General features: G+C 60.9%; 12 protein-coding genes. 7 read left to right on the top strand and 5 right to left on the bottom strand.

Going from position 1 to position 12,534, the window contains the following annotated elements:
- The first annotated feature begins 51 nt into the window (after positions 1-51).
- Entirely contained in the window at positions 52-2,067 is a 2,016-nt protein-coding gene (locus AC1PQG_RS12735) for an ABC transporter ATP-binding protein (RefSeq protein WP_481122899.1), read from the top strand.
- A 642-nt stretch (positions 2,068-2,709) separates the two neighbouring features.
- Here AC1PQG_RS12735 and AC1PQG_RS12730 read toward each other — a convergent pair.
- Positions 2,710-2,976 (bottom strand): hypothetical protein, encoded by a 267-nt coding sequence (locus AC1PQG_RS12730; RefSeq protein ID WP_481122898.1) that lies wholly within the window; start codon positions 2,974-2,976, stop codon positions 2,710-2,712.
- Between the two features lie 725 nt (positions 2,977-3,701).
- On the opposite strand from AC1PQG_RS12730, the gene AC1PQG_RS12725 reads away from it, so the two are divergent.
- Entirely contained in the window at positions 3,702-4,046 is a 345-nt protein-coding gene (locus AC1PQG_RS12725) for a GFA family protein (protein ID WP_481122897.1), read from the top strand.
- A gap of 375 nt (positions 4,047-4,421) precedes the next feature.
- Here AC1PQG_RS12725 and AC1PQG_RS12720 read toward each other — a convergent pair whose 3' ends face one another.
- Positions 4,422-5,342: a LysR substrate-binding domain-containing protein gene (locus AC1PQG_RS12720; RefSeq protein ID WP_481122896.1), complete on the bottom strand. Its 921-nt coding sequence runs from the start codon at positions 5,340-5,342 to the stop codon at positions 4,422-4,424.
- Between the two features lie 95 nt (positions 5,343-5,437).
- Between AC1PQG_RS12720 and AC1PQG_RS12715 the strand changes: the two genes are divergently transcribed.
- The 5 genes from AC1PQG_RS12715 to AC1PQG_RS12695 all read left to right on the top strand — a co-directional run bounded on the left by AC1PQG_RS12715 (position 5,438) and on the right by AC1PQG_RS12695 (position 9,311).
- Positions 5,438-6,682: an MFS transporter gene (locus tag AC1PQG_RS12715; protein ID WP_481123003.1), complete on the top strand. Its 1,245-nt coding sequence runs from the start codon at positions 5,438-5,440 to the stop codon at positions 6,680-6,682.
- On the top strand, positions 6,679-7,110 hold the full coding sequence (locus AC1PQG_RS12710) for a PaaI family thioesterase (protein WP_481122895.1): 432 nt from the start codon (positions 6,679-6,681) through the stop codon (positions 7,108-7,110). The genes AC1PQG_RS12715 and AC1PQG_RS12710 overlap by 4 nt, the downstream gene beginning before the upstream one ends.
- 15 nt (positions 7,111-7,125) lie before the next feature.
- Positions 7,126-7,578 carry a MaoC family dehydratase gene (locus AC1PQG_RS12705; RefSeq protein WP_481122894.1) on the top strand — a complete coding sequence of 151 codons (453 nt, stop codon included), beginning with the start codon at positions 7,126-7,128 and terminating at the stop codon, positions 7,576-7,578.
- Positions 7,579-7,692: 114 nt separating this feature from the next.
- Positions 7,693-8,076 (top strand): tautomerase family protein, encoded by a 384-nt coding sequence (locus AC1PQG_RS12700; protein WP_481122893.1) that lies wholly within the window; start codon positions 7,693-7,695, stop codon positions 8,074-8,076.
- Positions 8,077-8,303: 227 nt separating this feature from the next.
- Positions 8,304-9,311 carry an aldo/keto reductase gene (locus AC1PQG_RS12695; RefSeq protein WP_481122892.1) on the top strand — a complete coding sequence of 336 codons (1,008 nt, stop codon included), beginning with the start codon at positions 8,304-8,306 and terminating at the stop codon, positions 9,309-9,311.
- A gap of 364 nt (positions 9,312-9,675) precedes the next feature.
- Here the strand turns inward: AC1PQG_RS12695 and AC1PQG_RS12690 are convergent, their stop codons facing one another.
- The 3 genes from AC1PQG_RS12690 to AC1PQG_RS12680 are packed head-to-tail and all read right to left on the bottom strand — an operon-like array spanning position 9,676 to position 12,431.
- Positions 9,676-10,464 carry an SDR family NAD(P)-dependent oxidoreductase gene (locus AC1PQG_RS12690; protein WP_481122891.1) on the bottom strand — a complete coding sequence of 263 codons (789 nt, stop codon included), beginning with the start codon at positions 10,462-10,464 and terminating at the stop codon, positions 9,676-9,678.
- A 32-nt stretch (positions 10,465-10,496) separates the two neighbouring features.
- Positions 10,497-11,531, bottom strand: coding sequence for an NADP-dependent oxidoreductase (locus AC1PQG_RS12685; RefSeq protein WP_481122890.1), 1,035 nt, complete (start codon positions 11,529-11,531; stop codon positions 10,497-10,499).
- A 24-nt stretch (positions 11,532-11,555) separates the two neighbouring features.
- Positions 11,556-12,431 carry an alpha/beta fold hydrolase gene (locus AC1PQG_RS12680; RefSeq protein ID WP_481122889.1) on the bottom strand — a complete coding sequence of 292 codons (876 nt, stop codon included), beginning with the start codon at positions 12,429-12,431 and terminating at the stop codon, positions 11,556-11,558.
- Positions 12,432-12,534: the final 103 nt, after the last annotated feature.

Here is a 12,534-nt window from a genome sequence, read left to right as displayed (position 1 = left end):
GTACTCGCTGAACGGGCCGCTTTGCGGTCCGTTTTTTTTGGAATGAATGGATTGGACTCGGACAATCAGGCGCTGTTGCAGGTGGATGGCCTGCAGGTCGAACTGGGGAACGCCGGCAAGCGCGTCCGCCCGGTGGATGGCATCAGCTTCGAGGTGGCGGCGGGGCGTACGCTGGCGCTGGTCGGCGAATCCGGCTGCGGCAAGTCGATGACCGCGCTGGCCTGCATGCGGCTATTGCCGAGCGGCGGCCGGATCTCGAACGGCAGCGTCAGGCTCGGCGGCGAAGCGCTGCAGAGCCTGCCTGAAGTGCGGATGCGCGACATCCGGGGCCGCCGGCTGGCGATGATCTTCCAGGAGCCGGCCAGCAGCCTCAATCCTGTGATGACGGTCGGCGACCAGATCGGCGAAGTGCTGGTCCGTCACCGCGGCATGCACGGCAAGCCGGCCTGGGACGAGGCGGAGCGCCTGCTCGACGCGGTCGGCATCCCCGACGCGCGCCGGCGTCTCGCCGAATACCCCTTCCAGCTGTCCGGCGGCATGAAGCAGCGCGTCATGATCGCCATTGCGCTGGCGGGCGACCCGGAGGTGCTGATCGCCGACGAGCCCACCACCGCGCTGGACGTGACCATCCAGGCCCAGGTGCTGGAGCTGCTCGCCGACCTGCAGGCGCGGCGTGGCATGGGCATGCTGCTGATCACCCATGATCTGGGCGTGGTGGCGCGCATGGCTCACCGGGTCGGCGTGATGTACGCCGGCGAACTGGTGGAAACCGGCGAACGGGAGGACTTCTTCCGCGCGCCACTGCACCCGTATTCCCGCAAGCTCTTCGCGGCCCTGCCCACCCAGGCCCAGCGGGGCAGGGCGCTGGAGACCATCCGCGGCCAGGTGCCCCGTCTCGGCGCCCATCGGCAGGGCTGCCGCTTTGCCGACCGCTGCCCCCAGGCGCAGGACCTGTGCCGCCAGGTGGAGCCGGCCATGTACACGGTCGGCCATCAGACCGTGCGCTGCCACCTGTACGATCCGGCCGCGCCGATTGGCTGGCTGCCGGAGTTGCCGGCCGGCCTTGAGTCCGGCGCCGCGGGCCCGGCCACGGCCGGCGGGGCGCTGGAGGTGGAAGGCCTGCAAGTCCATTTCCCGGTCCGCAAGGGCTTGTTCCGCCGGGTCGTCGGCCACGTCAAGGCCGTGGACGGGGTGTCGCTGAAGGTGCCGGCCGGGGAAACCCTGGCCCTCGTCGGCGAGTCCGGCTGCGGCAAGACCACCGCGGGCAAGGCGCTGCTAAGCCTGCTGCCAGCCACCGGGGGTTCAGCCCGTTACGGCGACCACGAGCTGCTCGGCCTCAGTCCCCGCGAGTGGCAGCCCCTGCGGCGGGATCTGCAGATGATCTTCCAGGACCCCTTCAGCTCCCTCAACCCGCGCATGCGGGTCGGCGAGATCCTGGAGGAGGGGATGGAGGCTCTCAAGGTGGAGAAGACCGCCGAAGCGCGCGCGGCCCGGATCGACGCCCTGCTCAAGCGGGTGGGGCTGGACCCGGCAATGCGCGATCGTTTTCCCCATGAGTTCTCGGGCGGGCAGCGGCAACGCATCGCCATCGCCCGCGCGCTGGCCGTAGCGCCGAAGCTGATCGTCTGCGACGAACCGACCAGCGCCCTCGATGTGTCCGTGCAGGCGCAGATCCTCAACTTGCTGCGGGAGCTGCAGGCCGAATACGGCCTGTCCTATCTGTTCATCACCCACAACCTGGCCGTGGTGGATTATCTCGCCCACCATGTGGCGGTGATGTACCTGGGGCGGATCGTCGAGCAGGGGAGCGTGGAGGAAGTGCTGCGAGCGCCCAGCCACCCCTACACGCGCATGCTGCTGGCCGCCGTGCCGCGGGTGGATGGCCGCGAAGTGGCCGTGCTGCCCGCAACCGGAGAGAACCGCGGAGATCTGCCGTCCCCGCTGGCCCCGCCGGCCGGCTGCCATTTCCATCCCCGCTGCAGCCAGGCCATGGACGTGTGTCGCCAGACTTATCCGGGGGAGACCCGACAGTCACCGACCCGGGTCGTACGCTGTCATTTGTACTGAAAAGAGGGACTGAGGTACCGAGACGCGGGACGGCGCAGCCCCCGAACCCGTCCCGACCATCCGGAAGCTCCTCACGAGGAGCCCGGCGAATGTCCTGCCCTGTCCGCGAAGCTCTCGCGAGCCCCTCCGGGACAGGCCGGCCCTATCCCGCTGACAGACCCACCCTATCCGAAAGCCCCTCGCGAGGAGCTCAAAGTTGCTCGCGAGGCCCACCGGGATAGAGGCCGACCATCCCGGAGCTCCTCGCGAGCAGCCCGGAGACAGTCCCGTCCTATCCTCTGCACCCAAGCGAGGGCTTCCGATACAGGACGGACTACCTCGGCGGAGGTCGCGAGTACCTCCGGGATAGTCGCGAGTACCTCGGAGGAGGTCGCGAGTACCTCCGAGGGGGGCGCGGACCCATGCGGCGGGGAGACGAGTGAAGGCAAGCATGCCCGGCGTGCAGGTCTTCGCCGCGCGATGGGCACAAAGACGAGGAAGCGATCAATCCGGCTGGCTCGCGGCTTCGATAGGATGGCGTGGCCCGTCCGATACGTGAGCCTGTCACCAAGTTGGAGTGACTTGGCTGCGACGAAATTCAGCATCGAGGCTTCAAACGCAAATCGGGAAGGCGACGAGATCTACGCGCCGCCCTCCCACCGATCAAGCCCCTCTTTCAGCAGCCCTCAGCGCCTCGAACAGATCCCGCATCTCCTGGGCCAGCATCGAGCACGCCCACAGGTAATTGTCCTGCAGCGTCGGATTCATGCGCCGGAAGGCATCCCCCGCATCGCCATAGGTCATGGCGAGCAAGGACAGCAACTGCACCTGTCGGGCGGAAAGCTGATCGACGATGGCCAGCGCATTGGCCTCCTCGGCCAGCCGATAGAACGGCCCCGCCGGGGCGGGGAAACTGAGCGGCGTATTCATCGCAGCCCCCTCCGTGCCTGGCGTGGAAGAGGCAAGGCAATTACGAGGGCATTGCGAATGGACGCGTGCGAACCGGCGCACGCCAGGGTGGAAACAACCATGGTGCGGACTCCTTGTTGATGGACTGATCCGCCAACCGCTGCTAAACGGGGGGCGGGCCAAAGCAGGGTTAGCAGACCGGCAACAAGGAACCGGCAGGGCCGAAGCCCTCCCCACCCGGCCCGCCATTGATCGTGGACGCACCAAGGGTGTACGGACAAAAAAATAGCCGCGGCGCGGCTGTTGTCCGCCTTGCTGAACAGGCTGCTAAACCCGGTCGCTGTTGTTTCAGCGACGGGCGGGAGTATCGGTCGGGTGTTGCGGGGGCGTCAAGAGACGGTGTTGATGGCATGAATGACGAAATCGTCAAGCTCTCGCACTGTCTGCCAGATCAGAAAATTGTGAACTGCTCCGCTGCGAGGATGTTCCTGCATGGCCAACAATGGACAATAGTTCTCGGCCAGCAGCGGAGGGTTGCGTCCCGATCCAGATAGCAGCCATTAGGGCAAGGAAGTAGGCTGTTGCTTTTTTTGCTGTTTTAATTTGCGTTTAGCATAGCCTTAAATTTTGAAAAATAACTTCCCGGTCGTGTTGTCCGGCAGAGCTGTCGCCAGAAAAAGTTGGGCGTCATTATTCACGCAGCTCATCTTGCCGCCGCTGTCTGCAATATACAAAGGAGTCTACAAGTGAAATACAAAGGTAGCTGTCACTGCGGTCAAGTAGCCTTCGATGTCGAGGGCGAACTTACGCAGGTAATAGCGTGCAACTGTTCAATTTGTTCAAAGAAGGGCGCGTTTCAGTGGGGCGTTTCACCGACAAATTTTCACCTACTCACATCTGCGGAAAATGTAGCCACCTACACATTCGGTGGTCAAACCATTAAGCATCGCTTCTGCCCAACCTGCGGGATTCATACATTTGCCGAAGGTGTTCTCTCTGGCAGGTTAATGGTCATGGTCAACGCCCGTTGTCTTGAAGATGTCGACTTGTCGTCGCTTCCCGTTAAGCAATTCGACGGTCGCTCGCTGTAGTTCGTCATGATGCCCACCCCTGCAATCCACCGGACCTGTGCGCAAAGCGGCGCAGGCCATTTCCTCGAGCCTCAGGGGCGGCTCCGGGTCGGCACCTGTCCTTCGATACCGCAAGCAGGCGGCATCAGGCTGTTGTCGGCCAACTGCTGACGGTTGCCGGTTCAGCATAGCTGCCACTCAAGCGACGGCTTTACTCAGAAACCCGACGGACAGCCAATGCAAACTCGTCGGCCTTTGCAGCCGTTGGCAGCCTCTATAAATAATGGCTGCTCTGCAATATAGAGCAGCCATTTGAAATTTGAGGTTTGGAACGCCTGCTCGCCAGTTCCTTCAGGGTCCTTTTTTCAAAACGCTATCCCCTTCGGGGAGGCTGCATTACAGATCTGAGTCAGTCGCAACCCCAGCTTTGGCATATTTCGCTGCCTCTTCAATCAGCCACTGCTTTACGCGCATGGCTGCCTGACTGGGTGTTGTCTTGCTGGGGTGAACCACGTAGTAGCCATTCTCAAGTTTGAGGCAACAGTCAAACGGTTTAATCAAAGCCCGACTGGCAACTTCTGCTTCGGTTAGGTAAGGACTGGCCAGAACTACCCCATTCCCTCGTTTTGCGGCTTCTATAGCCAGCAGAGACTGGTCGAAGTGCATGCGAGGAATCCTGGCGATGGCTTCGCCATCCAGTTGACTGAACTGTTTGAACCATTGCTCCCAATAGGGCTGCGTGGTAGTTACCAGCAAGTTTGCTCTCACTAAATCCTCCGGCACGCTTAAACACATTGCAGCAGCGTATTCCTGTGTGCAGTACGCCTGAGCCTCATCCTTAAAGAGCAAGCTTGCATCCAAATTTGCGCCTTTTCCGTTGAAATGGCGAATCGCCAAATCAACCACCTCGCGCTCGAAATCGACTGTTTCAACCGATGCTTTGAGATGAAGTTCGATGTCCGGGTGCTGGGTCACCAAGTTAGCCATTCTGCTTGTGAACCACTTGGCAGCAAAGCTGGGTGTCATGGACAGCGACACGGCCATGCTGCGACTGCGCTTGAGTCGGCTACTGGCATCCGCAATCTGGGCGAGTGGCTGTTGGATCTTCTGCCAGTAACCGGTAGCTGCATCCGTGGGGTGCACTTGTCGCACCTGCCGGATGAAAAGCGACATGCCCAGCCATTCCTCAAGTTTCTGGATTTGCTGGCCAATTGCGCCCGGCGTCACGCACAGTTCATCCGCAGCAAGAGAAAAACTCTTGTTTCGCATGACAGCATCGAAGGCGACTAGCGCCTTGAGGGGTGGGTACGAAGCCATGGCATAGATTTTCTATCTCATAAAGCATGATAACTGGTTTGTCGCAGTAGCGTTAATTGAACACAATCCAACCATTGCTTGATGTGTTGGAAATGATGTTTAACTCAATTCGACGCCCCGAAGCACTGTCCGTAACCCTGGCTGCGGCCGGCATTCTCATGGTGACCATGGGTACCCGGCAATCCTTCGGACTCTTTGTCAGCCCCATCAACAGTTCGACCGGCATGGGCGTCGCCACCATTAGCCTGGCGCTAGCCATCGGACAATTCACTTGGGGAGCGATCCAGCCGATTGCAGGGGCTGTGGCAGACCGCTACGGACCCAGGCTGGTGTTGCAAGCTGCCTTGCTAACGCTCGCCATCGGTTGTGCCATTACGCCTTTCATCGACAACGGTTTCGGTCTGGCGATTGCCTTGGGCATCATGGCCTCCATGGGCTCGGGCGCCGGCAGTTTCTCCGTACTGATTGGTGCTGCCGCCCAACGCTTGCCATTCGAGTCACGCGGAACAGCCTCCGGGGTTATCAACGCGGGCGGCTCCTTCGGCCAATTCATCTTTGCACCGCTCCTGCAAAAGCTGATTCAGAGCATGGGCTGGATGGGCGCGATGTGGGCGATGGCCGTGGCGACCTTGGCTGCGTTTCCGTTGGTCGGAAAACTGACAGGACCAACGACGGCAGCGTCCCAGCACGCCGACGATTCGAAACTGGGGCCAGCAATCCTGGTGGCGCTCAAGAACCCGAGCTACGGGCTGCTACATGTTGGTTTTTTCACCTGTGGGTTTCACATTGCCTTCCTGGTGACCCACCTGCCCGGCGAAGTGAATCTGTGCGGCCTGCCGCCCAGTGTGGCTAGCTGGTCACTGGCCATCATCGGCCTAGCGAATGTATTCGGCAGCCTGTATGCCGGTTCGTGCGTAGCCCGTTATCGCAGCAAGTATGTCCTGGCAGTCATGTACGCCTCGCGGGCCTTGCTGATCGCCTGGTATCTGTGGATGCCGCGCACCGAATGGACTTACTACCTGTTTGCTGCCGGATTGGGTTTCACATGGTTGGCGACCGTTCCTCCCACCGCAGCCATTGTTGGGAAACTTTTTGGGACGCGCTATCTGGCGACCTTGTTCGGGCTAACGCTGCTATCGCATCAGATTGGCGGTTTCCTTGGTGCCTGGTTGGGCGGCCTCACGATTTCGCGGTTCGGTGACTTCTCTTGGATGTGGTATGCCGATATGGCCCTTGCCTCCCTCGCCGCCCTGGTCAATTTGCCCGTCAAGGAAGCCCCGATCGGCAAATCTCTCATACCCCCCCAATCGTCATTGGCGACAGATAAAGGAAGATCATGAGCATTTTGCGCGAGGAGGTAAGCCCGAAGTCCCTGAACCGGGATAGCAGGGAATGCCTGCCGGGGTTTCTGGGTGTCGAAATGGTGGAAGTAAAGCAGGGCGTGATGACCAGTCGCATGGCGGTCAAGCCTTTGCACGGCGCCATCAACGGTTTCCTGCACGCAGCCAGCGTCGTGGCATTGGCCGATACCACCTGCGGCAATGCCACGATTGCGCACCTGCCTGCCGGTGCCCAGTCCTTTACGACGGTCGAACTGAAGAGTAACCACCTCAGCACGGTGAGAGACGGCGTAATTGCCTGTACCGCGACCGCTCAGCATCTTGGCAAGACAACGCAGGTCTGGGATGCCGTCGTGACGGATGAAGTGACGGGCAGGAAACTGGCGCTGTTTCGTTGCACCCAGATGATTCTCTGGCCGAAAGCTTGATTGGCGGGAAACGACATGAAAGAGATTTACCACCTCGACGACCTGCGTGTCGGTCAAGGCTTTGGTTCCGGAAGCCACGTGATGGATGAGGAAGCAATCAAGCAGTTTGCTGCCGAGTATGACCCACAACCTTTCCATCTGAACAATGAGGCTGCGTCCAAATCCTTCTTTCAAGGACTGGCAGCGAGCGGCTGGCATACGGCGGCTGTGACGATGCGTCTGTTCGTTGAAGGTGAATTCAAGCCGGCTGGTGGCGTCATAGGCGCCGGTTTGGATGCTCTCCAATGGCACCAGCCTGTGCGCCCCGGTGATGAGCTTTCTGTTGAAACAGAGATTATCGAGGTTCGCCCATCGAAATCCAGACCGGAACAAGGCATGGTTAAGAATCGCGTGACGACATATAACCAGCGTAACGAACCGGTTCAAACCTTTGTGGCAAACCTTTTGGTCAAGCGATTCGTGCCTTGACGCAAGGACGAGGTATCGGCATGCAGCAGGCGGTATAGGCCAGCAAGCCGACGCCACGATTCCCTGAAATGCCCCCCAGCAGGTCCCTATTTAAGAACTTTAAAGGAGAGATAGATGCCCCTCGTTCGTATAGACATCAAAAGAAACACTGACGCTTCCTACGCCAAAAGGCTGGGCAAGGTTGTTTACGATGCAATGAAGGCTGCAATTAATGTCCCTGACCAAGATAACTTTCAGATTCTGACGGAGCACGACGACGACCATTTCGTCTACGACCCCACCTATCTCGGGATAAAACGAAGTGATGGGCTGGTGTTTATCCAAATAACGCTCAATGAGGGACGGTCGACGGACCAGAAAAAACTGCTCTACAAGACAATTGCGGAAGGGCTAAATCGAGAAGCGGGTGTTCGGCCGGATGACGTCTTCATCAATCTGATCGAAGTTAAAAAAGAGAATTGGTCTTTCGGTAGTGGAGTCGCCCAGTACGCAACCTGATTTTCAGGCTGGCTGAAGGCAATAAATCTTTGTTGCTGGCGCGTGGGCGGAGATATTGCTTCTCTCACCGCTGGCCGACGAAACCCTCGCGGTATGCCGCGACAAGATATTGGCCTCACTGAATAAGTCCACATCAGAAATCGCGCCGGTGTGCGAACCCGGCGCTTGAAGACTACGGCAGCCGTCGCAGTCGATCCCAAACACATACGTTACCAACGGAGCAGAACATGGAATACACCGCATTCGGCAAGACCGGCCTGCGTGTGTCGCAAGTCGCATTGGGTACGGGCAACTTCGGCACTGGCTGGGGGTATGGGGCCGACCCGGATGTTGCGGAAGCTGTTTTCAACGCCTATGCCGAGGCAGGCGGCAACTTCATCGACACGGCGGATGCCTATCAGTTCGGCCAGGCCGAGGAACTGCTCGGGACGCTCCTGAAAGGACGACGCGAGGATTTCGTCCTGGCCACCAAGTTCACCAATGGCGCCGCGCCCAACGCCAACCGGCTGGTAACCGGCAATAGCCGCAAGGCACTGGTCGCGTCCGTGGAGGCCAGCCTCGAGCGCCTCAAAACCGACCGGATCGATATCTACTGGGCACATCGTCCCGATGGCGTGACACCTATCGAAGAGATCGTCCGCGGTTTCGAGGACCTGGCACGTGCGGGCAAGATCCTCTATGCGGGCCTGTCGAATTTCCCCGCCTGGCGCCTTGCCCGTGCAGTCACCCTGGCCGAATTGACCCACGCGGTGCCCATCGTGGCGGCGCAGTTCGAACACAGTCTGGTCTGCCGCGAGCCGGAGGCCGATCTGTTCCCCGCAGCGCTCGCCCTGGGTCTTGGCATCGTGACCTGGTCGCCACTGGGCGGCGGCATGCTGACCGGCAAGTATCGGCAGGGAGAAAAGGGTCGGGCCGAAGGCTTCGGCGGGCGGGTCTTCCAGCCCGAGAATTCGGCGCAGCGTACGCAGATCCTGGACACCGTGCTCGCCATTGCAGGCGAACTTGGCGTCAGCGCCAGTCAAGTCGCCATTGCCTGGGCCGGGACGCACGGCGCCGTACCGATCATCGGGCCACGTTCGCAGACCCAGCTCAGTGACAACCTCGGTGCGCTGACGCTCACGCTGTCGGCCGAGCAGCTCGCTCGCCTCGACAGCGTGAGCAGCTTGAAGTCTTCGGCACAGGCAAGAAGCCCCATTCCTTGGGCTGCAGGCAACGCCGCCCAGACCGTAGCGTGAGTCTTCTGTATTTTGAAATCGCTCTGATATGCACAGTCGTCCATATGCGGCGGTTGGCTAAGTCAGCCTGCAATGAGGGCCTGACTGACGACTATTAAGGATGGGCAGGCGGTCGCTACCCGCTTGCCCACAGGGAGCCAAGTCACCGACTTGCTGGTGTCGATGACCGTACCGGTCACTTCGGGACCTAGCAAGGAGGGCGTCGGAGACGGGGCGGAATGGTCGTCGCCGCATCGGCGCCTTGTATTGACCCAGTAAAACCCTGCTTAGGGTGTTAACCAGCCGACCGAGTTAGCCGGATGCTCTAGTAATGACGATCATGATTGAATTTCATTGGTTTCTTTGAATTGGGAAGTGTGCGGACTCAGGCTTGCGGCCGATAGCGCTCGGCGGCGCGGGCTTGCCGGAGGTCCGCCATCAGACCCTGGCGGGCGCCATCCAGCGCGTCCCAGCGCTCGGCGACGTGCAGCGGCGGGATGGTGACCAGCTCACGACGGTCGAAGCCGACCAGCGCCGCATCGACCAGTTCCTCCACTTCCATCACCTCGGGCAGGGTGTTGACGTCCACGCCGCCCTTTTCCCAGATCTCGGTACGGGTCGCCGCCGGCAGTACGGCCTGCACGTAAACGCCCTTGGGCGCCAGTTCGACATTGAGGCCCTGCGACAGGAAGAGCACGAAGGCCTTGCTGGCACCGTAGATCGACATGCCGAATTCGGGCGCGAAACCGATCACCGAGCCGATATTGACGATGGCGCCGCTACCGGATTGCGCCAGGCGCGGCGCGACCGCCGCCGCGAGCCGCGTCACCGCGGTGGTGTTGAGGGCGATCAGGCTTTCGATGCCCTCGGCGGTCTGCTCGAGGAAGCCCTTGGGTTGAGGCATGCCGGCGTTGTTGATCAGGATGCCGATCCGGGCGTCGTTGCGCAGGCGGGTTTCGAGCACGGACAGATCGTCGGACTTGGTCAGGTCCGCCGGCAACACGTTGACAGCCACCTTGCATTCCGCGCGCAGGCGGGCGGCCAGGGCCTCCAGGCGCGCCTTGTCGCGCGCCACGAGGACGAGGTCGTGGCCACGGCGGGCGAAGCGTTCGGCGTAGGTAGCTCCGATGCCGCTGGAGGCGCCGGTGATCAGGACGGTGGGAAGGGTTTGCATGGTTGTTTTCCTTGCTGGGGTTGTTGGGGGGGTTAAATATGGAGGGGCGGTTGATTCATCCTGACGACGACCTTGCCCTTGGCGCGGCCCTGGGCCAGGTAGTCGAGGGCTTCCTTGGCCTGCTCGAAAGGAAACACCTTGTCGATCACGGGCCGGATGCGCTCCGTTTCGAGCAGCTTGCCGATCTCGGCGAGTTGGGCGCCATCGGGGCGCACGAAGAGGAAGGAGTAGGCGACGTCCTGCTTCTTCGCCAGGCGCATGATCTTGCGGCTCATCAAGCCGAAGACGAACTTGATGACGAAGTTCAGGCGTCGCGCCCGGGCGAACGAGGCGTCGAGCGGCCCGACAAGCGAGACGATCCGGCCGCCCGGCTTGAGGATGCCGACGGATTTCTCGATCGCATCGCCCCTGAGGGTGCCCAGCACCGCATCGTAGCCGCGCAGCACTTGCGCGAATTCCTGCCGCTTGTAATCGACCACCTCGTCCGCACCCAGCGCGCGGACCAGTGCGACATTGCCGGTGCTGGTGGTGGTTCCGACCTTGGCGCCAAGTTGCTTGGCCAACTGGATCGCAAAGCTGCCAATGCCGCCGGAACCGGCCGGAATGAACAGCTTCTGGCCAAAACGAAGGTCAAGACGTTCCTTCAGCGCCTGCCAGGAGGTCAGGCCGACCATGGGAATCGAGGCTGCCTGAACGAAGTCCAGATTGGCCGGCTTCGGCGCGGCAGCGTGCTCCGGCACGACGGCGAATTCGGCGATGGAACCGATGCCGAGATCGAAAATGTTGGCGAAGATGGCATCGCCCGGCTTGAAGCGCGTTACGCGGCTGCCGACTTCAACCACCACGCCGGCCAGATCGCTCCCGAGCGTGGCCGGCAACTGGAAATGCAGGACCGGCTTGAACATCCCGGTCGGGATCATGTTGTCGACCGGGTTCACGCCGGCGGCGTGGACTTGCACCAACAGTTCGTCGGCCTTCGGCGTAGGCCGGGGCACATCGGCAAAGCCGATGTCGGGCGACTTGCCATAGCGTTTGAAGGTGAGGGCTTTCATGGTTTGGCTTTTCATCAGAGGGCTTTCGTTCTTGTTCGATCAGTTAGCAAGGAAATCCAGAACCTCTGACACAAAGGCCTGGTGGTGCTGAAAGACGCCACCGTGTCCAGAATCCGGATAGATCGTCAGCCTGGCATTGGGCAGACGGCGAGCCATTTCGGCCGATAGGCTGCTGGCGACCATCAGGTCGTGGTCACCATTGGCGACAAGAACCGGTTGGGTGATGCGCGAGAGATCATCGGGCTCGCTCAGTCCCGCGGTCTTGATGGCTTCCAGTTGGGCACGCCGGGCCTGCAAGGAAATGGGCTGGTCACGGTCCCTGGTCCGCTCCTTAAGTGCGGCGAAGTAATCTCGCGCGGAGCGCTTGCCTTCCGGCGTGCGGGGGAAGAACAGGAAATTCCTGGCGTCACTCCAGGTCAAGGCCGCCTTGATGTAGGCAAGGACAGCGACCTTGGTGACCTCTTCGATCCCGCCACCACCCTTTGGCCCCGTTCCGGCGAGAATCATCCGGCGCACGAGTTTGGGCGCCTGCAGCGCAACCATTTGTGCCACGCCCCCGCCCAAAGAGAAGCCGAACAGGTCGACCTGCTGGTGCCCCAGGGCCCGAATGAAGGCGATGGCGTCCCGCCCCATCTCTTCGATTGTGTGCGGTACCGAACCGCCCGAGGCACCGACACCGCGGTTGTCGAAAGCGATGACCCGACGTTGCGCGGCGATACCGTCGATCACCCGCGGATCCCAATCATCGAGTACGGCCATCAGATGGTGAAGAAAGACCACCGGCACACCGGTGCTCGGGCCGAGTTCCCGATAGACGAAAGACGCGCCACCCACGTCAATGCCGCGAGTCGGTACATCCTTCCACTTCACGCTACTCATCTTTCGCTCCTCAACGTCGGCGGAGAAATCGTTCATCAATCACGGCGCCAGATAGGCTGGATCACCGGCTGCCAAAGTGTTACTATCAAATTGAAACTAACAATACTATCAATTTGAAAGCAAGTCACTACCAAAACGG

The sequence above is a fragment of the Zoogloea sp. GDB6 genome, from assembly GCF_056724105.1.
The sequence above is the reverse complement of the archived record's forward strand: the minus strand, read 5'-3'. Positions and strand labels throughout refer to the sequence as shown.